13 protein-coding genes are annotated in these 22,302 nt (G+C 52.2%); 10 read left to right on the forward strand and 3 right to left on the reverse strand.

The genetic code is table 11. The features are described from left to right. Positions 1–96: 96 nt before the first annotated feature. Positions 97–870: a hydroxyacylglutathione hydrolase gene (gene gloB, locus ACVL1J_RS13950; RefSeq protein ID WP_159571340.1), complete on the reverse strand. Its 774-nt coding sequence runs from the start codon at positions 868–870 to the stop codon at positions 97–99. Here gloB and ACVL1J_RS13955 point away from each other — a divergent pair. The 10 genes from ACVL1J_RS13955 to ACVL1J_RS14000 all read left to right on the forward strand — a co-directional run bounded on the left by ACVL1J_RS13955 (position 861) and on the right by ACVL1J_RS14000 (position 18,468). Further along, positions 861–1,679, forward strand: coding sequence for a class I SAM-dependent methyltransferase (locus tag ACVL1J_RS13955; RefSeq protein WP_341237469.1), 819 nt, complete (start codon positions 861–863; stop codon positions 1,677–1,679). The genes gloB and ACVL1J_RS13955 overlap by 10 nt on opposite strands. Before the next feature lie 33 nt (positions 1,680–1,712). Beyond that, positions 1,713–2,153 (forward strand): ribonuclease HI, encoded by a 441-nt coding sequence (gene rnhA, locus ACVL1J_RS13960; RefSeq protein ID WP_201301496.1) that lies wholly within the window; start codon positions 1,713–1,715, stop codon positions 2,151–2,153. Continuing rightward, positions 2,150–2,872, forward strand: a complete 723-nt coding sequence (gene dnaQ, locus ACVL1J_RS13965; RefSeq protein WP_159571334.1) for a DNA polymerase III subunit epsilon — start codon at positions 2,150–2,152, stop codon at positions 2,870–2,872. The genes rnhA and dnaQ overlap by 4 nt, the downstream gene beginning before the upstream one ends. A 12-nt stretch (positions 2,873–2,884) precedes the next feature. Beyond that, positions 2,885–5,182 (forward strand): AsmA family protein, encoded by a 2,298-nt coding sequence (locus ACVL1J_RS13970; protein WP_491665427.1) that lies wholly within the window; start codon positions 2,885–2,887, stop codon positions 5,180–5,182. A gap of 93 nt (positions 5,183–5,275) precedes the next feature. Continuing rightward, positions 5,276–7,015: a patatin-like phospholipase family protein gene (locus ACVL1J_RS13975; protein WP_341237467.1), complete on the forward strand. Its 1,740-nt coding sequence runs from the start codon at positions 5,276–5,278 to the stop codon at positions 7,013–7,015. 30 nt (positions 7,016–7,045) lie between these two features. Then, positions 7,046–7,825: a 3',5'-cyclic-nucleotide phosphodiesterase gene (locus tag ACVL1J_RS13980; RefSeq protein ID WP_159571326.1), complete on the forward strand. Its 780-nt coding sequence runs from the start codon at positions 7,046–7,048 to the stop codon at positions 7,823–7,825. An 18-nt stretch (positions 7,826–7,843) separates the two neighbouring features. Next, on the forward strand, positions 7,844–9,496 hold the full coding sequence (locus ACVL1J_RS13985) for a ShlB/FhaC/HecB family hemolysin secretion/activation protein (RefSeq protein ID WP_341237466.1): 1,653 nt from the start codon (positions 7,844–7,846) through the stop codon (positions 9,494–9,496). Between the two features lie 11 nt (positions 9,497–9,507). After that, entirely contained in the window at positions 9,508–14,727 is a 5,220-nt protein-coding gene (locus tag ACVL1J_RS13990) for a two-partner secretion domain-containing protein (RefSeq protein WP_491665428.1), read from the forward strand. An 11-nt stretch (positions 14,728–14,738) separates the two neighbouring features. After that, positions 14,739–16,190 (forward strand): FecR family protein, encoded by a 1,452-nt coding sequence (locus tag ACVL1J_RS13995; protein WP_341238143.1) that lies wholly within the window; start codon positions 14,739–14,741, stop codon positions 16,188–16,190. 13 nt (positions 16,191–16,203) lie between these two features. Next, positions 16,204–18,468, forward strand: a complete 2,265-nt coding sequence (locus ACVL1J_RS14000) for a CHASE2 domain-containing protein (RefSeq protein ID WP_341238142.1) — start codon at positions 16,204–16,206, stop codon at positions 18,466–18,468. A gap of 16 nt (positions 18,469–18,484) precedes the next feature. Here ACVL1J_RS14000 and ACVL1J_RS14005 read toward each other — a convergent pair whose 3' ends face one another. Continuing rightward, the gene (locus ACVL1J_RS14005; protein WP_341238141.1) at positions 18,485–20,962 is read right to left on the reverse strand and encodes a cyclic nucleotide-binding domain-containing protein; all 2,478 of its coding nucleotides are present in this window, start codon (positions 20,960–20,962) and stop codon (positions 18,485–18,487) included. 4 nt (positions 20,963–20,966) lie between these two features. After that, on the reverse strand, positions 20,967–22,301 hold the full coding sequence (locus ACVL1J_RS14010; RefSeq protein WP_491665429.1) for a multiheme c-type cytochrome: 1,335 nt from the start codon (positions 22,299–22,301) through the stop codon (positions 20,967–20,969). Position 22,302 lies beyond the last annotated feature (1 nt).

Consider the following 22,302-nt stretch of genomic DNA (forward strand, 5'->3'; position numbering starts at 1 on the left):
TCAATCGAGAGTTGACCCATGCCCCAGCTTGAGTGATACCCCTTGAATTATTTCAAATAAGTGTGATCGTAAAATAATGTTAATTGATTATTGCGATCAGAATTTGTCTTTTGCCTCACGTATTTGTTTGAATTCAATGGGGTTTGCTGCATTGATAAACAAATTACTGAGCCGTTCGGTCTCCAGTGTTGTCGGAATAGTGCTTAATCCTTGTTCCCGAATTCTGCGGACTTCACTTTCTCGATCTTCAATTTTTTTGGAGTCTGGTGCGTAGGCTCGCGAAAAGCGCATATTGGATTCTGTGTATTCATGCGCACAGTGCACCCGGGTATTTGCAGGAAATTGATTGAGTTTTTGAAGCGATTCGAACATTTGCTGGGGGCTGCCTTCGAACAAGCGGCCGCAACCGCCGGAAAACAGTGTGTCGCCGGGAAACATCCAGACTTCCTCGCTGTTCATGGTGTCTTTGAGCTCGATCACGTAGGCGATGTGATCCAGCGTATGGCCCGGTACTTCCAGAACTTTTGCCACCAGGCAGTGAACATCCACCGTGTCGCCCTCGCGCACCGGGCGATTGATTTGCGCAATCCGTCCGCTGGCGGGTCCATACACCGGCAGGTCTTTCTTTGCTTTGCCCAACAGCGCATCAATTCCCCCCACGTGGTCCATGTGGTGATGGGTGATCAAAATACCGCTAAGATGGTAGCCACGGGCGTCCAGAAAATCTTGAACCGACTTGGCACAACCAGGGTCTACTACCATGCAGGCCTTGCTGGGTTCATGCACGATCGCCCAAAGGTAATTGTCCTGAAAGGCCGGAATGCCGTAGACCGACCAATTCGAAACTTGAGAAGACTTGAATGATTCCATCTGAACCCCTGAACGAACTGAGTACACAACAAGCTCAAATGTTAGCACTCGACGCATGGTTGAGCACGCCAGCGGGCCGGTACTTCACAAGTCGTGAGCAGGCATGGATCGATTCAGTGGTGCCCGATCTGTTTGGCTTCAGGGCGGTGCAACTTGGCACCCGCTTGGTCGATGGTCTCAAAGAAAGCCGCATTCCGCACAAAGCCTATGTGCAGCAGGGTTTGGTGGCCGACAAGCCTGCCGGTGTCGAGGTGATCAGCCCGGATTGTTTTGCCGAGTTTGAAGAATTGCCTTTCGAGAGCAAATCGCTGGACATGATCGTGTTGCCGCATGTGCTCGAATTTTCTGAGAATCCTCACCAGTTGCTGCGCGAGGTAGAGCGGGTGTTAATGCCCGAAGGGCGCGTGGTTATTACCGGTTTTAATCCAATGTCATTGTGGGGCTTGCGCCATGCCGCCCTGAAACGCTGGGCACCTGTGTGGCCAGAAGGTTGTGAACCCATTCATTTGAGTCGCTTGAAGGACTGGTTGAAACTGCTTTCCTGTGAACCCGAGTTTGGTCGTTTTGGTTGCTATCGCTTTCCCGCCTTCACCGAGAAGGGCCTGAGCCACATGGGTTTCATGGAGCATGCGGGCGACCGGTGGTGGCCCGTCTGTGGCGCAGTCTATTTTGTATGCGCAGTCAAGCGCGTGCGCGGCATGCGTTTGATTGGCCCTGCTTTCAAGGACAAAAAAGTATCCGCGCGTCAACTGAAACCTGTGGCCAATAAGGCGCTGAATAAAACACCTACAATAGGCGACCGTGGATAAGGCCAACAGGATTTTATTGTGAGTGAACAGAGAATTGCCAGCGTTGTGATGTATGCCGACGGGGCATGCAAAGGCAACCCGGGGCCAGGTGGTTGGGGTGTGTTTTTGCAATCGGGTGACCATGCCAAAGAATTGTGTGGCGGTGAATTGAATACCACCAACAATCGCATGGAACTGACTGCTGTCATTGAAGGATTGAATGCTTTGAAGAAGCGCTGCAGCATCGACGTGTACACCGATTCGCAGTACGTGCGTAAAGGAGTATTGGAGTGGATGCCGAAGTGGAAGATGAACGGTTGGAAAACCTCGGACAAAAAGCCGGTGAAGAATGCCGACTTGTGGCAAATACTGGACGAAGCCAGCGTGCGCCATTTGGTTCGCTGGCACTGGGTAAAAGGCCATTCCGGCAACCCCGGTAACGAAAAGGCCGATGCGTTGGCAAACCTTGGTGTAGAAAAGGTGATGAAACAATGAGATACGTGGTACTCGATACTGAAACAACTGGTCTGGAAGTTCGGCAAGGCCACCGCATTATTGAAATTGGTTGTATTGAGGTGAACGGACGGCAAGTCACCGATCATCATTTTCACCAATACGTCAATCCTGAACGCGAGGTGGATGAGGGCGCTTTTCAGGTGCATGGAATTTCCGGTGAAATGTTGGCGGACAAGCCCAAATTCAAACAGATCGCCAAAGATTTTCTCGACTTTGTGCAAGGCAGCACGCTGATCATTCACAACGCATCATTTGACATCGGTTTTCTGGATGGCGAACTTGAACGCCTTGGTTTGGGCAAGATGGCCGATTATGTGGATGGCGTCATTGACTCCCTGGGCATGGCGCGTGAAATGTTTCCCGGCAAACGCAACAATCTGGATGCGTTGTGTGACCGACTTGGCGTGAACAATGCGCACCGTCAATTGCACGGCGCTTTGCTTGACTCGCAAATTCTGGCTGAGGTGTATTTGGCCATGACACGCGGGCAAGATAGCCTGGTGATTGATCTGAATGCACACCATGACGATGACGGTGTAGAGCGCATTAAACTTAGCGCCCTGGATTTGCCAGAGCCCGAACCGACTGAGGATGAGCTGGCTTTGCACGTGGCTTATTTGACCGAGATTGAAAAAGTGGCCAAAGGCCCAAGTGTGTGGAGCAAGATCAGCCAGACCACGGACGAACAAGCAGCTTAAGGGAGGTGCGCCATGAAAAAGGCGATTGCATGGGGTGTGGGCATTGTGGTGGGGGTGCCAGTTGTATTGGCAGCCACCGCAGCGATTTTGGTGAATACCATTGACCAGCAGGCTTTGTTGAATAAAGCCAGTGCGGTGGTCAAGGAAAAACAGCAGCGTGATTTGGCATTCACCGGCCCTGTGCAGTTAAAGTGGTTTCCCTCGATTGGCGCCGACCTGAATGGCGTAACACTCTCTGAATTTCAAAGCACCGATCAATTTCTGAAAGCGGACAAGGTCAGCATTTCATTGGCCTTATTGCCCCTGTTGAGTTCCGAAGTGGTTGTCGACGCTGTCCAGGCCAGCGGTGTCACTGTGAACGTGGTGAAAAACGCCGAAGGCAAGTTCAATTTCGATGACTTGAGCAATCCCGAGAAAAAAGACGAGCCTCAAGCAGAGCCTGAACCAACGCAGCAAGCGGGTGAGCAAGCACTGAATTTCTCGGTGGACTCGATCGCGCTTGAAAAAGTAAATGTGACCTACACAGACAATCAAACAGGTCTGCAAGCCTCCCTGAATGACTTCTCAATGCAAAGCGGCCGCATTGAACCCGGCGTGCCAACCGACATTGCACTGAAGGGCAATGTGAAAGCCAACAAACCACAAGCTGATTTGAACATTGACCTGAACACCCGCCTTGAGTTTGGTTTGGGTGAAAACCTGTATGCCAATTTTGAAAACCTGAAATTTGCCGTGTTGGGGCAACTGGATCAACAACAGGCTGATGTGAATGTGCAGGCCAGTACGTTGAACGTAAACCCGAAAACGCTGGAAGTCAAAGCGCAGTCGCTGGATGCCAAGGCCAAAGGGCAATTGCCCAATGTGGGCGCATTCGATGTCAGTTTGAACTCGCCCTCGCTGGAACTCAGTGAAACGGTTGCCCGCGGCGAAGCTTTCAATTTCAAAGCGGATTTGAAGCAGCCCACACGCAGTATCAAAGCCACGATCGATTTGACTGGCTTGCAGGGTAATTTAAAGCAGGCGGTTTCTGCAGCCTTGAACACCACGGTTAATTTGGTGGAAGGCGAGCGCACAGTGAATTTGAAGCTGGCCAGCCCCATGAGCCTGAACATGAAAAGTCAGTTAATCGAATTGGCTGCCTTGACCGGGCAGCTGGATGTGAAAGACCCGGCATTGCCTAAAAAAGAAGCCAGCATGCCCTTGGCAGGTCGGCTTGTGGTCAATAACACCGAGAAAACTGCCGAACTGGATTTGAATTCGAAATTTGAAGCCACCCGTTTCGATTTGAAAGCGGCAGTGAAAAACTTTACCAAGCCAGCAATTACTGCAGTGCTGAACGCAGACAAGCTGGACATTGATGCGCTGCTGCCGCCCAAAAAAGCGGCTGACTCCACCAATTCAGGCAAGCCTGCAGAAACCGCCAAAGACACGCCAGTTGACCTAAGCCCCTTGCGCAATTTGAATCTGGACATTACCGCCAATATTGGTGAATTGAAGGTGTCCAATCTTCAGGCTCAGCAAGTGAAAACCAAGGCAGTGGCGCGGGGTGGCAAGCTGACTATTTCTCCATTGGATGCAAAGTTGTATGGTGGATCAACCAAGGGTGTGATCACCGCCGATGCAAACACCCAAACCGTGACCGTGAACCAGAACATGACCGGTGTTCAGGTTCAACCGGTGATCAAAGCCTTGCTGGACAAAGACATGGTGGAGGGCAAGGGCAATGTGGGAATCAATATTCGCACCACCGGCAATACCGTGAACCAGATGAAGGCCGCGCTGGATGGCAAGGTGTCTGTCAGTTTGCAAGACGGGGCCATTAAAGGCATCAACCTGGCCGAGCGGTTTCGCAATGCCAAATCGCTGCTAAGCAGCGGCAGCAATGCCACGCAAAAAACAGATTCCACCCAGAAAACCGATTTCAGTTCCCTCGCAGTTAGTTTTGACATTGCCAATGGCGTTGCAACTTCGAACGATTTAAGCGTGATGGCGCCGCTGTTTCGAATTGGTGGTGCCGGGCAAGTGAACCTGGTCAAGAACAGCCTTGATTACTTGGCCAAAGCGTCCGTGGTCGCAACCAGCACCGGCCAGGATGGCAAAACACTTGATTCCGGTTTGAACGGAGTGACCGTGCCTGTTCGCCTGTATGGCCCGTTCACCGGGGTTCAATGGGAGTTGCAGTTCAAAGAACTGGCCAAGGAGGCCGCAAAAGCCAAACTGCAACCCAAAATAGATGAGAAAAAGGAAGAATTGAAAGGCAAGGCGGAGGAAAAATTAAAAGATGCCTTCAAAGGATTTCTGAATCGATAGGCAATCGCGGATCGGGGGCCCCATGGGGGTAGGTGTTTGGCAAGGCAATAGTTTGCTAACATTCAGTCAAATTATTCTTATAACGGTGCCCCTTTGTCCGAACCCGCTGACTTGCCAGTGATAGAGCTGAGTTATGCCGTTGAGCTTTTGTCTAAAAAGCTCGAAATTCAGCCAAGTGAAGCTGAGCAGTTAATTCGGTTGGCAAAACTGGTTCATTTGCGCCGTGCTGACACCTTGTTTGAACAAGGTGAGGCCAGTCTCCATTTTTACCTTTTGTTACAAGGCCAGCTGAAAGGGCAGCGTTTTCGTCCGGATGGTTTTCAAGACATTACCCTCTCTTTTTATCCAGGTGAAATGATCGGCGAACTTGGTTTTTTTGACCAAGCCCCTCGCACGCTCACAATTTCTGCCCGCCGCGACAGTGTTCTACTCCAGATCGATCAGGCTGCCCTGGAACAATTCGGCGAGTACAGCAGATCGGTCTACCATCACCTTATCCGAATGTTGGTGTCCCGATTCAAGCGAGAACTCGGGTACAGCGGTCCTTTGAAGCAGCATCAATTTATTTTGTTTCAGTCATTTGTTCGGCCCGAGGGTTTTAACACGCAGGCGATCGAAGGTTTTCAGTCTGCCATGGCACGGCATTGCGAATTGCGGCGATGGAAGCAGCTCAGCGATGTGACGCCACCCCATTCGCTCAGTGCGACAAGCTGGCTGGTGGAAATGATCGAGACTGAACCGCTGGAGCAACTGGACGACCGCCTGATCGAAGAAGTGGATTGCATGGTGGTGATGCTCTGCGCAAGTACCTTGAATGATTCGCGCAGTTGCGAATTATTGAGGGCACAACTGAAATCGGCCAACGATGATTTGCCCGTTTGGTTTGTCCTTGTTCACGAGGCGGGCTGGGTTGAGCAGTCGGTGGTTGAGCGTATACACAAAGAATTTGGCAGCGGTTTCAAACTGCTGCATGTGCGGCGGGGGCACCATTCAGACAATGCACGCACGGCACGCCATGTGCTGGGGCTGACTCTTGGTTTGGTGCTTGGCGGTGGTGGTGCCCGCGGGTTTGCGCATGCCGGATTTTTTCAAGCGCTTGAAGAGGCCGGTGTGGTGGTTGACTCTGTGGGTGGAACATCCATGGGTGCACTGGTTGGCGCCCTGATTTCGTCGGGTCGATCTTCAGCAGAAGTGAACAAAGTGCTGGCTACCAGTTTTAAAAAAGGATTGCCATTCAAACTGACTGATTACTGGATACCCAAACACGGTTTTGTAAAAAGCAAGGCAGTCAATGACATGTACCAGAGCGTATTCGGAGATTTGTTGATTGAAGATCAACCCATTCCGTTTTTCGCGGTGAGCTGCAATTTGACCTCGGGCAATCAGTTTTTGTTTGAACAAGGCCCGTTGTGGGAGGCGGTGCGCGCCAGTACGTCGATTCCCGTGTTTTTTGAGCCTTTCATGGCGGGTCGGCATGTCATGGTAGATGGCGCACTGGTCAACAATGTGCCTGTTGATTGCATGCGTGCCCGCGGCGCACGAAAAATTCTCACCGTGGATGTTGGGCTTGAGGAAGACATCACCGCGCACATGGTCGATGAGGGCAGCGTGCAAATGCCCAGCATGATGAAGTCGCTCATGCGGGTCATTGAGCTGGGTGGCATTGAGAAATCAAGGCAAGCCAAGGTGATTAGTGATTTGTATGTTCAACCTCCGATCGAGCAAATCGGATTGATGGAGTTTGAGCGCAGAGAAGAGATCGTTGCCTTGGGTTACGAGGCTGGGCGTAAGGCAATTCCGGATATACTGGGTTTACTTCACAAAATTACATAACAACGCAGTCGTCATTCTTACGAGGCTTTGATGCAAAAACACTCTACAGTAGAGGTGTTGGGTTGCAGCGGCAGTATCGGTATCCCCGGACAAGGAACAACTAGCTTCCTGATCGACAGCGATATTTTGATCGATGCAGGCACAGGGTTGTGCGAGCTTGACTTTGCTCGCTTGGAGCAAATTGAGCATGTCTTCATCACGCATTCACATCTTGATCACATTTGTGGATTGCCCTTCCTGATCGATACGGTGGGCGTTGGTCGTGAACGCCCGTTGAAGGTCTATGCCACCCCCCCCACAATCAAGGCCTTGCAACAGCATATTTTCAATGAGGAAATATGGCCTGACTTCTCAAAAATTCCGAATGCAGAAAACCCGGTACTGGAGTATGTTGAGATACAGCCTGAAGAAGAACTGGTATTCGGTAAACGCAGAATTACAACGGTGGCAGTGGACCACACGGTGCCTGCCGTGGGTGTATTCCTTGATACGCCCACAGGTGGATGGTGCTTTTCTGGAGACACACACCAAACAGACCGGTTGTTCACCCTTATCAACCAGGCAAAAAAGGTAGATTATTTCTTTATCGAGGCTGCTTTTCCCGATAAGGAAAAATGGCTTGCAGATTTGGCCAAGCATTTGTGCCCAAGTTTGTTGTTTGGTGAGCTTCAAAAATTAAACGCAGCATGTGAAATCTGGATTAGTCACCTAAAACCCAGAGAACACGACCAGATTCAAAAAGAGTTACAGCAGTATCCGGGAAGCCAGCCGCTGCGCATTTTATCGGCCGGAATGATTTTTAACATTTAACGGTTACACAACAATTCTATGAAATTCAAACTATCCGCAGTCGCCTGTGCAGTGGTGCTGTTGGTCAATTCGCATTTGCAGTTCGCGAATGCACAACCCTTGCCTGAAAGCACAGCCAATTCGAAGTCCAGCAGCGACAAATATCAGGAACCCAGCTTCCAGCTTTCCGGTTTTGAGGTGTTGGGCCCAGAATTGGTGCCGCGCGATCAAGTGATGTCGATATTGCAGGGTTTTTCAGGAAGAGAAATCACCTTTACTGATTTACGAGCGGCCACCGTGGCGGTGGAGCAACTACACGCCGAGGCGGGCTATGAGGTTGTTCGTGTGCTCATTCCTGAGCAAGAAATTACGCCGGGAGAAAAGCTCAAGCTGCAAATTGTGGATGCCCGACTCGATGTGGTGACCGTGGCTGGCAATGATCATTTCACCGCAGAATCCATTCAGCAAAGTTTGGTGGTGTTGCAGCCCGGTGCCCTGATCAACACCGTCGACATGGACAAAAACCTGCGTCTGATCAATGACAATCCGGCAAAAATTGTACGTGTTCGCCTTGAACCCAGCGACAAGCCCGGCTTGGTGGATGCCAAAGTACAGGTGTCTGATCAAAATCCCTTGGCAGCTTATTTAACACTCGACAATTCAGGCACCAATGCCACCGGTGACTTTCGCATGGGCCTGGCCCTGCAACACAACAATGCATTCAACAAAGGCCACATGGCCTCGTTTCAATACGTGACCTCGCCTGGGCGGTGGTCGGATGTTGAAGTCTTCGGCTTGAATTACAAGGTGCCGTTCTATTCCCTGGATTCCATGCTGGAAATGGCTTACAGCGATTCCAACGTCGATGCGGGCAATTTGAGTGTGGGGTCTGGCCCATCTGCCAGTTCCGTGTCGGTGGCGGGTGCGGGTACCACCGTGGCCATTCGTTGGGTGAAATTACTGGATCGCTTGGCGGGGTTTGACGCGCGACTCACTTTTTCTCATGAAATCAAAGAATTTGTCAGTCAGGTGCAACTCAATGGTTTTGGCCCAAGCCTGGTGCCTGAACTGGAAAGTCGGCCTGTGGGCGTGTCGTATTCCCTGACCGAGGCGCAGGATTCTCGCCAGCGGGCTTTTCAAATTGGCTATTTCAAGAATTATGTGACCGGCGGAAATAATTCAACTGCGCAATACAGCATGACCAACCCTGCAGCCGAAGCCAATTTTGACGTTATTCGCGCCAATGCAAGCTGGTCTGAACAGGTCATGCCAGGTTGGCGTTTGACCGCGCAGCTGGATGCGCAGCACACCGACTACTCATTGATCCCTGGTGAGCAGTTTGGTGCTGGTGGTGTTTACTCGGTGCGTGGTTTCGAGGAACGCGTTGTTTCCGCAGACCGCGGCCTTCGCCAGTCTCTCGAGTTGATGGGGCCGAATATCAATAAAACATTTGGAACACTGTTTGAACGATTGCAGTTCGTGGGCTTCGTAGATGCTGCCCAATTGAAATTCAACAACCCGGTGTTTGGGTCGCCGGTTGAGCCGCACTTGATGTCCTACGGTGTCGGCGTCCGTTTTGCATTCTCCCCCAAACACCAATTCCGAGTTGACCTGGCCAAAGTTGTGTCGGGCTTACCCATTCAACCGCATGGTGACGTGATGTTGCACGTCACTTTTGCCACTTCCCTGTAAGGAAAGACACCATGAAATCCAATCGTCTTTCAAGCGGCAGTTCAAATACCCGGTTTCGTCGCAAGGCAGTGGCTTTGGGCGTGGCAATGGCCATTGCAAGTTCGGCGTATGCCAACCCCACTGGAATGTCGGTGGCTGCAGGGCAGGCCACCGCGCAAACCATTGGTAACCTGATGCAAATTACCAATACGCCGGGTGCCATTCTGAATTGGCAACAGTTCAATATTGACGTGGGGCAAACCACACAGTTTATTCAGCAAAATACAGCCAGCCAGGTGTTTAACCGAGTCACAGGTGGCGATGTTTCCCAAATTCTTGGCACCCTTCAAAGCAATGGGCAGGTGTTTTTGATCAACCCGGCCGGCGTGTTTTTTGGGCAGGGCGCAGTGGTTGATACAGCCGGGTTTTTGGCCAGCACCTTGGCGGCCTCGAACACTGATTTGTTAAACGGGCATTTGCGTTTCAACGACTCCACAGGCACCGCCGGCAATATTGTGAATCAAGGTTCGCTGACCACGCACTCCGGCGGCTCCATTGTTTTGTTGGCCCCCAGTATTGAAAATAGCGGCATTATTCATGCTGATGGTGAGGTGTTGTTGGCGGCGGGGCACAGTGTCACGATTGTTGACATGAGGCACCCCACGATTGGCCTCACAGTTGCCGCGAAAGAGGGCGACAAGGTGGTGAACCTGGGGCAAATCATCAGCAAAAACGCCTCCCTGTTTTCGCATTTGGTGAAAAACAGTGGCGTGGTTGAAGCCACTGGCGCGCAGGTTGGCGAGGGCGGCGTGATTCGATTCATCGCCCAAGGCGATGCGTTGGTGGGCGGTCAGCTGCTTGCCGAAGGCAGCAGCGGCCAAGGTGGTGAAATCGATATCACCGGTCAGCGAGTTGCTGTGCTGGAAGGGGCCCGAATTTCCGCAGATGGCGCCACGGGTGGCGGTACAGTGCATGTGGGTGGTGGCTGGAAAGGGCAAGACGCCAGTCTTGCCAATGCGCAACAAACCGTGGTGCAGGCCAATACCCGAATTTCTGCGAATGCCACTGCCAACGGCAACGGTGGTGAAGTGGTGGTGTGGGCCGATGGACACACTGTGGTTGATTCCGAGGTGCAAGCCAAAGGCGGCGCATTGGGTGGTAACGGCGGTCGGGTAGAAACCTCGGGCAAACAAAGCCTGGCGGTGAATGTAGCGGCCAATACTTCTGCGGCAAATGGTGAGGCCGGGCAGTGGCTCATCGACCCGGCCAACCTGACGATTGTGGATCAAATTCCGGAAGGTGGTTTCAACCTGGAACCTGGGCAACAAAGCCCGTTTTTCTCGACAGACGACATTAGTTCGACCTTCTCGCCAACCGAGTCCTTTTTGCTGAACAGCACCGTGGTGAGTGGCCTTGAGAACAACGGTTTTGTTCAAATTTACACATCGGGGACACAACCCGGAGACGGCAACTTAACCATCTCTGCACCCATTCTGATCAGTCAGAATTTCTCACAAACTACGGGCGTGAATCCTTTGCTGTTTCTTGAAGCCAAGGGTGAAATCAACATTGATTCGGCTGTTGGTTTAAACCCCGGACAACTTGCATTCGACGGGTTTGATTTGCACTTGAGTTATGACATTGCAAAGCCTGTGTATATCGATGCACCACTGTATTTGGGCAATTCCGGCAGCTTGATTCTGTCCCCTTACGATGTCGGCAATACATTGCCCACCAATACACTTGGGCAATTGCCGCTGGATGGTGTGAATTTGCTTTCGGGCATGAACAGTGCCAACACGTCTCAACCATTGCTGCTGAATCAGATCTATGTCACCAGTGCGGTAGCCACAGATCCAATGACCGAGCAAAGCTTGAATGTTGATCCTGTCAAAACAGTCAAGTTGAACGTGTTGGGCGCCAATTTGATGGTGAACAATCTCAGCTTTTTTTCTGATGAATTCACGCCTGCAACCGACATTCGAGTCGGTGTAGACAATTTCGATTTGCCCGCGCCCATTCAAGGCAATCTGCAATACAACTTTATGGATGCCAACAGCCTGACCGTGGACGCTGGCAGCACTGTGTCTACATTCACTCGGTTTGATCCAGAATTCTCATTTGATTTGAATCCAAATACCATGTTGAACAGGCTGGTTTCAAGCGGCACCGTGAACTTCAATGGTGGATTCAACGAGATTTTCGAGATTGATACCAATGCGGGCACCCTGAACTTTCTAAGCAACTCTGGCAGCAGCAGCTCGCCATTCGGTTTTTACGAAATTGGCGACCTTGCGGCAGGAACGGGAAGCACGATTAACCTGGTGGGTGCCAGCATGTCCTACCAAAAGGCAGTGCTGGATGGAACCTTCAATTTGATGTCCAATGAATTCGGTTCTTCTGCTTCGTTGAGCGCGATTGACACCGATTTGAATGGAAGCATCAACTTTGCCCCGGGCTTTGCAAATGCAAGTTTTCAGGCGCTCGGTATGGGTGCCAATTCACGAATCAATTTGTCGGCGGGATCCTATCTTGAGTTGGGGAGAGCATTCACTTCCTCTGGCTCTACACCAATGGTTCTGGCCAAGCAGGAAGGCGCTTATATTTCGACCACACAAGGGCAATTCGTTGCCCAGCAGGGTGCTCGCATTGTCATGAACGGGGCGGCTACCGATGACATCATTCACTCAGAACCCCCCCTTCAAGCGGCAAGTTTTTCAAGCTCACCCTTTGGTGGCGCAATTGTTGACATCACCGGCCTGGACGGTCGCCTGGATGCGCCGGTCACCATCGAGGTCAACGGATTCTTGAACTCGATTCAAACCGATACTGAGAATTTTGACTTCAACTCGGAAGTCAGCGTGTCGACTCCAATTAGCACCATGGTGATCGAATCGGCCAACATTCAGGTGAATGCTGGTGGTGACGGACGTTCCTTAAGGATCGGGGAAATTCAGTTTTCCGAGACGCAGAACTCTGATTTCGAATCTGTTGTTGACTTGGATTTCAATGGTTCGCTAACCGTGAATTCGGGCCGTGTGCGTCTTGAGGGTAAAAATATTTCGACCACAGACGGGAGTCTGAATGTAAACGGCACGAACTCATTGATCGCCTTGTCTGGCAACTTCGTTTCTGCAGACCTGTATGGTGTAAACCGTACAAATGGCGGTCGATTGGCGGCAGAGGGGGTGTGGGACAACAGTGCCGTTAACGCCGCCAATGCAGCAACTTCTGCGCCGCTTTCCAAGGGCAGTATTCTGGTTGCTGAAGACTTGGTGGTCACTGGTGGCTTGCTCACCAGCGCGGGCACTTCCAATTCAATCAACATTGCGCCAGATGGCTTCCTGGAACTTCGCAACACCGAAGTAACCACAACCATCAATGTATCGCCTACGGGCGTCGTTCTGCTCGCCTCTCAAGATGAAAATGGTGCCCCTGTCACACCTGCGGTACTGAATGGTGCCAACATCAACATGGGCGGCGACTCTTTCCTGATTGTGGAATCCAATGCCGAAGGTGTAGCGAATTTGAATGGCACCGCCACCATTAGCTCGGGTACGCAGGGCAACCTGATTCTTGCTGGTCGTCGCGCCTACGACCCAATGGCGGTGGATTCAATTCCTGATTCCATGACCCTGAATGTGGGCAGTGGAATCACGCTCAATGTGACCGGTAACGCTGCCAGTTTGCCACCGGCACTCAGCCTGTTCTATGGAAACACGCCAGCGCCACAGCGCCCTGTGTTCCTGGTGGGTCAGCTAACACCCGAGGCCGTGGCGATTGCCGAGTACGAGGACTTTGATGGATTCTCCACGCCTGTTACTACCGTGTTGTCCGGTTTTTCAAATCCGTCTTTTGTAATTGACGGTACGCCTGATTCGCTGACAGACGGATTCACCTGCTCGGTGTTTGATTTCTGTGTGAAGTTTGATGTGAACCAGGCTGTAGCCTACTCGGGCATGGTACTGACCTCGCTCGGCTCGCCCAGCCCCACTTTGGCCAACAGTGGGGTCGCGTTCGCCGCTGGAACCGATCTCAGTGGTTTGCGGTATGTATTTCAGAGCATCGACGAGATTCGGTTCATGATGGGCTTGAACATTGTGACTGCGGCTGATCTGCAAAGTGGTCGACGCATTGTCAATGGTGTTTCTTCAACTGTGCGCTTGGGACCCAATCAAACCAACGAGACAATTACCAACAACATTGAGAATAATGGTTTGTTTGAACTGCAAGGCAATTACACCTACAGTGGATTGCTTTCCGGTACGGGCACGCTGAGCAACAGCGGTAACCTGATCCTGAGCAACAGCTCAGGCAGTCTGATCCAGAACAACATCATGAACAGTGGCTCCATCAGCAACACTGGCTCGTATGTTCTCAATGGCTTGGCATCGTCGGGCACAGCGGGCTTTTTCAACAGCGGTAACTTAACCTTCAATGCAGGCCAGTTCTCCTTTGGCAGCGGTGGTTATGTTCAGACCGCTGGCAATCTCAATGTGCAACCTGGCGCCGTGTTGAATGGCAATGTCAATATCAACGGCGGTGCCTTGCGGGGCTTTGCAAGCATCAATGGCAACTTGAACGCACAAGGCGGCCGAATTGTTCCTGGTGCTTCTCCTGGTTTGATGACAGTCAGCGGTGATTTGAACCTGGACTCAACCAGTGTCATTGATATTGAGATAGCCAGCGACGGCGGCGTAAAAGGCACTGATTTTGACTGCATTATTGTTCAAGGCAATGCCAACCTGGCAGGTCAATTGAACCTGATTGATATTTCCGGAGGCACTTTGACTGCTGGCAGCCAATACGCGTTTCTGGAAGCCAATGCCATCAACGGAAGTTTCGGCAGCGTCTCGAATGCCCCTGCCAGTTCTGCTTACACCTTCTCGTCTCCAACTGTGGCAAGTGTGAACCAGATTCAGCAGATGAGTACCACGACTGTTGCGCTCAGTTCGCCACCTCCTGTGTCCGAACCAGGTTCAACCACAAGTCCGACCACCTTGACTCAAACAACAGGCACCTCGGACTCCTCAGTGGGGCAGAATTTGAATCAGGCGTTTACTCCGACCTCAACGTCTACCTCAACAACGTCGACAAGCTCCAGCCGCTCTTCGACCACTCAGCAAGAGGAGCAGGCTGTGACAGTGGCAAATCAGAATACCGGAGGTACAACCATTTCACAGCAGTCCAATGACATTGAGTTGAAGACCACACAAAGTGATCCACAGCGTGCTTCGGCAGTGTGCAAATGAGGACCTACAACATGCATAAATTATTGGCCCTTGGACTTTTCGCCTTCACCTTCGCGGGTACCAACCCTGCCTTGGCCCAGAATATTCAATCGAAAGACCTGGCACCTGCAGGCGCTTCAGCAAGCAATCAACCAGCCAAGGCGATCGTCGGTAGCATCAAAGTGGTGACTGGTTTGGTGAATTTGCAAACTGCCGAAGGCAAAAATAAATTCGCCAGTGCAGGGACCAAACTGAACGTGGGCGATGTCATTAATACGCAGGCCAAAAGTACGGCGGTGCTTGAATTTGTCGACACCACGCAAGTGGCCTTGCGGCCCAACACGCGCTTTGTGGTTGAAAACTACGAGTATCAGCCCGAACAGCCGATAGCCGACAAGGCAGAATTTAAACTGGTGAAAGGGGGGTTGCGTACCTTGACCGGTTTGATCGGCAAGCGGGGCAGTGCAGATGCATTTGCACTGAAAAGCGAAACTGCAACCATTGGTATTCGAGGCACCGATTTCTCTGCTCGAATTTGCAATGGCAACGAGTGTAATCGCCTTGCCAAGGGTGAGTCTGAGAAAGCCACTGTGACGAACACCTCCACCTCAGATGTAGCAGGACGCGTGTCGCAATTGACCGGCGAGTTGTTCGCCATCTCGTCAAATGGAAAACGCCGTCCCCTGCAAAAGGGCGCTGCGGTGTTTGCTGGCGAAACGGTGGATGTTCCTGAGGGTGGTTATGCCGTGCTCAGCATGGCAGATTCCACCCGTTTGACCTTGCCGGGGGGTAGCTCCATGCAGGTGGCGGCTTATCGTTATGCACCCGCTTCGCCCCAAACATCAGTGGCATCGTTCAAGTTGTTGAAGGGTGCGGTACGCGCCGTTACGGGCGCAATCGCCAAGGCAGAACCCAACAATGTGAAGTTTTTCACAGAAACCGCAACGGTGGGTATTCGGGGCACTGCAGTTGATATCTCGTGCACTTCAGCTGCAGGCGGACTGATTGTGTGTTCTGGCGGCGCCAACCTCACTGTTGAGCTCCGCAACGGGCAAATTGTTGTGACCTCGGGTGACATGAATTCCGTGATTAATGCCGGGCAGTCTGCAATCATTCCTGCTGGCAATGTGAAAATTCAGGTCATCAATTCATTGCCCAATGTGTTGGGTAATGTACCCAATGCCGGACCATTGCCCGAGACAACACCCGCGAATTTTGAATCCTTGTCGTCCACGCCAGTGCAGTCCTTGCAGCAGGGCGCTGACTCTGAAGGTGGAGCACAGCTTTATGTGGCTGTGAATGATGGTGTGATCGTGATCACGAACTCCAATCAAACTCCGCTGGAAGTCAATCGGGGCGAGGGTGCTTTTGTGCAAACGTCAACCAATTTGCCACCTCAGTTGTTGACTGCGCCGCCTGACATTATCGTTGAAGACATTACCCTGTCTTCGCCGCCTTTCTCTGCACCTCAGTGCGCACCATAAGGGTAGTCAAGGCGTGAGTACATTCAAGAAGTCCTGGCGAAGAATCGCAGGCAAGGCTTTTCGCATTGGCGTGGGCTTTTCATTTACCGCCATAGCCTTGCTGCATGTGTTGGGTTTTGCGCCCAGCGATGTGGTGAAGCGTCTCGATTATCTGGTTTACGACGTGCGGCTTCGGGCCGAGGCACAAAAGCCCGAGCTTGATCCGCGCATTGTGATTGTCGACATTGATGAGAAAAGCCTGGGTGAAGTGGGGCGCTGGCCTTGGTCGCGAGATGTCGTGGCGAAATTGGTGCTTGAATTGACCGACAGGCTGGGTGCAGCTGCAGTGGGGTTCGACATTGTGTTTGCCGAGCCTCAGCAAAGTGATGCATTGTTGGCGCTTGGGTCCATTCTTGAAAGCAAACCCGCCTTAAAAAGTGAGTTGCTAGGTTTGGAAGGGCAAATTACTGCCGAATTTGATCGTGATGCGCAACTGGCGAAAGTCCTGACCGATCGCCCAGTGGTGTTGGGGTATTACCTGAATCAGGATGCGACCGCATTGTCTGGAGCACTTCCACCCGCCTTGTTTAAAAAAAGTCAATTGGGTGAACTGACTCTGGACAGTACAGCTTGGCAGGGATACGGTGGCAATATTCCGATTCTGCAAAAGACTGCCGAAGGCGGCTATTTCAATCCAATCGTGGATGAGGACGGCACAGTGCGTTCCATTCCGCTGCTGGCCCAATTCAACGAAGCTTATTACCAAAGTTTTGCCTTGGGTACACTTCGACGCGCGCTGGGTAACCCACAGGTGATTCCGGTATTTCCGGAAGGTGTACCCGATGACTATGGCGCAGTTGAATTAATAGCGCTCAGGTCTCCAGAAGTTGAATTGGACATTCCTGTAGAACGCGGTTTGTTGACGCGCGTGCATTTTCGCGCCAAGGGCGGTCCCAATGCGGGCGGCTATCGTTATGTCTCGGCGGCCGATGTACTTGCGGGAGTACTAAAACCCGAGGATATCGAAGGTCGAATTGTACTGGTTGGAACCACCGCACCTGGTCTGCTCGATTTGCGAAGCACGCCCGTGAACCCGGCCTACCCGGGGGTAGAGGTCCATGCCAATGTCATCAGCGGCATGCTCGACGGCATCTACAAGCTTCGCCCCGAGTATTCCCAAGGTTTGCTTTTCATCACCGTGCTGGCTGTCGGTGTGGTGCTCAGTGTAATGATGCCGATTCTCAACGCCACCTGGTCGCTGTTGGTTGCGTTTGCGGTGTTGGTGGCCAGCGTGGCCATCAATTCAGTGTTGTACTTTCAGGCAGGCCTTGTGTTGCCTGTGGCGGTTGTGCTGTTGTTGGTATTGGCGATTTTTGTGTTTGACGTGGCCTATGGTTATTTGGCTGAATCGCGCAGTAAACGGCAAATGGTGGATTTGTTTGGAGAGTACGTGGCCCCTGAGTTGGTGTCTGAAATGGCATCGGATCCCACACGCTATTCCATGGAAGGCGAAAGCCGCGAACTCACCGTGCTGTTTTCCGATGTGCGTGGTTTCACCACCATTTCAGAGTCACTCAAGCCCAATGAATTGCGTGAGTACATCAATGAGTACCTCACGGTGATGTCTGAAATCATTCGTTCCCATCGTGGCACTTTGGACAAGTACATTGGTGACGCCATCATGGCATTTTGGGGGGCACCCATTGCCGATGCAGAGCATGCGGAGTTGGCCACCAAAGCCGCCATTGCCATGCAGGAGGAAGCCGTGCGTTTAAACGAACGGCTCTTGGCGCGCAACTGGCCCACACTGGCCATTGGGGTGGGTGTAAACACCGGTCAAATGCGTGTGGGCGACATGGGCTCTAAAATTCGCCGTGCGTACACTGTGATGGGCGACGCAGTGAACCTGGGCTCTCGACTTGAAGGCATCACCAAAACCTATGGTGTGGGCGTTATCGTAGGCCCGCAAACCAAAGCAGCTGTTTCTGGCATGGTTTTTCAAGAGTTGGATGCTGTGAAGGTAAAAGGCAAGAATGAGCCCGTATTCATTTATGCCCCCTTGGGCGAGCACAGCGCCGTGACAGAGCAGCAATTAACCGGTTTGCGTGTGTGGGAGACCATGTTGACGCAATTCAAGGCGCAACAATGGGACGCTGCGCTGCAAAGCCTGGATGAATGGCACGGCCATTCACCGGAGTTCAATGTACTTTACGACTTGTATGCCGCACGCATTGCGTACTTCAAAGAAACACCACCCCCTGAAAACTGGAATGGTGTAACCCAGTTCGACACCAAGTAAAACGAACTGATTCAGCTTAGATCAGTTCGTTTTGCTGGTTCAAATACACCTCGGGTGAAATCCGGAACGCAGCGCCGGTTGGGCACGCGCGAACACAGGCCGGGCCGCCTTCTTTGCCATGGCACAAGTCACACTTGTACGCTTTCTTGATGGCGTTGGCGTCGTACTTCACAGGGCGTTCGCCCAAGGGGCCGCCCGAACCGAACAGCAACCAAGACAACAAGCCAGTTTTTCTGGGGGGCGGTTTTACGCGCAATTCAATCGCGTTGTATGGGCAGTTTTTGGCACAGTTCCCACAACCAATGCAGGTGTCTGCAATCATTACCTCGCCTTTTTCATTGCGGCGAATGGCATCGGGTGGGCAGTCTTTCATGCAGTGCGGCTGTTCACAGTGTCGACAGGAATGCGCCAGATGAATGTTCTGGAAGGTGGGCCCCGCGTCGCGATCCAGGCGGGGTATCCCATCGTGGGTTTCTGCACACGCACGCTCGCAATTGTCACAGTGCACGCACAAATTTTCATCGATAACCAAGGCGTTGGTTGCGTCACCCAAACCTTGCTTCATCAAAAAATGAATCAGATCGCTTTCGCGTTTCGCCGTGCTTTCCCGGAAAATAGCGTCGTGCACGCGCTTGCCAATCTTGGCCTGCAGCGCTTTTTTCCAGTTGCTGTTTTTGCTCAATACATCGATGACCGCGTCGGCTTGAATCAAAAGCACTTCAGTCAGTACCGTGGCGGTGCAGGTGGTTTGGCGGTCTGTGCCATTGACCAGATCAATTTCACCGACATAGCTGCCTGCGGATACATAAGAAAGCACTGAATCCTGATCATCCAGCAATTTGGACACCGACACCGATCCGCGTCGGATCAGGTGCAAGCCGTCGGTTTTATCACCTTCACTGAACAGTTTTTCACCCCGCACGTAGCGGGTCACACTGATGCCCGATGCAATCAGTTGTTCGATTTCCTGAGGCTCTAGCTGTGGGGCAAGGTGCGTGGACAGGGCGCGACGCACGAACGTTTCGTCGATGGTTCGGCGCACCGCATCCACCGAGGCAATCAACTTCAACATCGCTTTGCGGGGTGTTTCGATCAATACGCAGTTTTCTCCTGCATAGACCGTGGCCGTGCGGCGTCGCCCGGAGATCAGGCCCATTTCGCCAAAATAATTGCCTTTGTCGAGATTCAGGATAAAAGGCTTGCCTTCCTTGTTCACCAATTCAATGCCCACGCTACCTTGCACAATTGTAAAGAAAGTACTGGTGTAGTCGCCTTTGTGAAAGATGACAGAGCCTTTCTTGGGTTGGTGCAGCGTTGATTCCAGCATGAATTCACGCAGTTGAAGGCGGGTCATCTGGTTGAACAGGGGAACGTTGTCCAGAATCATGTCAAGCACGGCCGAGACAGAAATATTACCCAAGGGCATGAATTTCTCAGCGAGCAGTGGTTCGTCTGCAGGTACCACAGGCAGGCCCATGATCGAGTCGACCACTTCATGGCCCTGGTTCATCGCTTGCTTGATCAAAGGGTAGCCGCCCAGGGCACCTACAATAAACAGGCCGGGTACGTTGGATTCATAAGTTTCGCTAAGCGCAGGCACTGCATTGGGATCGCTGTTGGGAAAGGTCACCCCGAAACTTTCTACCAGGCCACGGGGCGGTGTCGCCCCCAAGCGGGCAATGATTCGGTGCACGGGCATGGCTTGCTCGCCTTCCGGGCCTTTGTAGCGGTAGTTCAGGGTGGGCTCGCCGTCTTTGGCCTCCGGTATTTCTTCGATCGCACTCGTACTCGTGTTGTAGAAAATGCGCAGGTCTTCGTTCCTGTCTGCTGCAAGAATCTGATTCAGGTTGCCTTCTTTACACCGGGCAAATTCATCTTTGCGGTTGATTAGCACCACCTTGTTGTTTTTCATCAAGGCCAGTGCGTTTTCAATGGCGGCATCACCAGCCCCAATCACAATGATGGTTTCATTGTTGAACTCATCAGGATCAGCCAAGGTGTATTGAACATTGGGAAGGTCGTCGCCCGCGGTGCCAATCTTTCGAATATTTCCCTGTAGACCAATGCCCAGAATCACTGTGCGGGCTGTGGTTGTAGTGCCGTCTTCACAGGTCAATTCAAAAGGGCCGGCACCATCATTGAGCCTGATTATTTTGCTGACTGTTTTCTTGTATTGAATATTGATTTTTTGATCAAGCAGCTGAGAATCCCAGGTGCCCAAAACACTTTCGCGTTTGCCCGCATCAAATGACATGCCACTGCGAAGCGGCAAAAAGCCGGGCTCAGCCATCACATGCTTGCCCTTTTGGTACTTGTAAATGGTGTCCGATGCGTGTTTCTCTGATTCGAATAACGCGTATTTGCAACCCAGTTGTTGCGCACGCGCAGCGGCAGACAGGCCCGCTGGGCCAGAGCCAACAATTGCAATATCCAGATCAGCTGACAGATCGCTGAACATGGGGGTTGGCGTAATGCGCGTGGTCGTGTCGGACATGTGTTTAACCCCCCACCGCGGCTTTCAAGGCCAGCAGTTCGGTCTGGAATTGTTTGCGGTCATATCGTTCGTCATTGTTCAATAACTTCAGCAGGCGATCCATGCGTGCATTCACGGCACTGGCCAGTTGCGAATTGCCTTTGTTTGCAAGGCCGTTGGCTACACTGCTAATGGACATGTAGGCCTGTTCAGCACTGGCGTAATCGGGGTATTGGTTGCTCGCGGCCATGGTTACCAATTCTTTCAAAAGTTTTTCCATAATGGGTTCAGTGAATGACACCTTCTGCACAACAGATCGGACCCTGTTTAGCTCGCTGTTCAGGCTTCGCGCAATGCGTTCAATCTCTTGCATGCTGGCCGCTGGCGATGTGCTTTGAATGTGAAGCTGCTCAATCAGACCTCTCAAGGCAGGTTCTTGCGCGGGTGCTGCGGCCCGAACCACGGCCTGAACCATGATCAGGCTGGCATTGTTGATGCGTGGCTGGCCAGGGGTCAGTGCCAGGTCTTTGCTCCAGTCTTTCTTGCTCATGGGTGAATGGCAGGCGTGGCAGTCGAACATCATGAGTTCCGGCACAATGCCTTGGCGATTCCGCTTGGGGTCAGCAATTAATTCCAGCAGGTTTGCGCTGGTGGCGAACTGGCCCATCGCCCATATTTTTCCGGTGTCGAATGCACCTTTGCGTTCTCGCCAGTCATCATCAATGCGGTAATGGGGTGGCTCCAGCGCCATGAATGTTTCAACTTCGATTGAAATGCGCGGGTGGCCCGCACCCATGATTTGGTGGGTGATCGGGCGGCTGGAATCACCCACATGGCAGCTGGTGCACAATTTTGCAACCGCATAGGGGTCGCTGGTGGGGTAAAGGCCATTTTCAATGTTCTTGGCATGGGTGGCTTTCGGCTCGACGTGGGTTTTAATCCACTTTTCGGCAGGGCCATGGCAGGCCTCGCAGTTCACGCCATCGCTCTTGTCAAAGCGGGGGCCTTGTTTGCTGGCAGGCACATTGTGGCTGTGGCAATCCAGGCACACTTTGGCTTCGTGTGCAGGTTGGGCAAGGCCCAGGTTTTTTGCAATGCGTTGGGATTGCGCGTTTTTCAGCACCGCATAGGCTTGGGTGTGTGGGTCTTGCCGCAACCAAGTGGTGTATTCATTTTGTAAAACAGGGGTGGCTGTGCGCTCGGCAATGCTGCCGTGGCATGTGCTGCTGGCGCAGTTCACGGTGCCCACCGATTGGTTGGGCGACTGGTGTGGCATGGTTTGCGCTGCACCAGTCAGGGGCATGGCAAGCATCCCCACCAAAAAGGCGATTGCGGGCGAGAAAAGAAGACGGGCTGTCATG

The sequence above is a fragment of the Limnobacter sp. G6BE5S genome, from assembly GCF_058448965.1.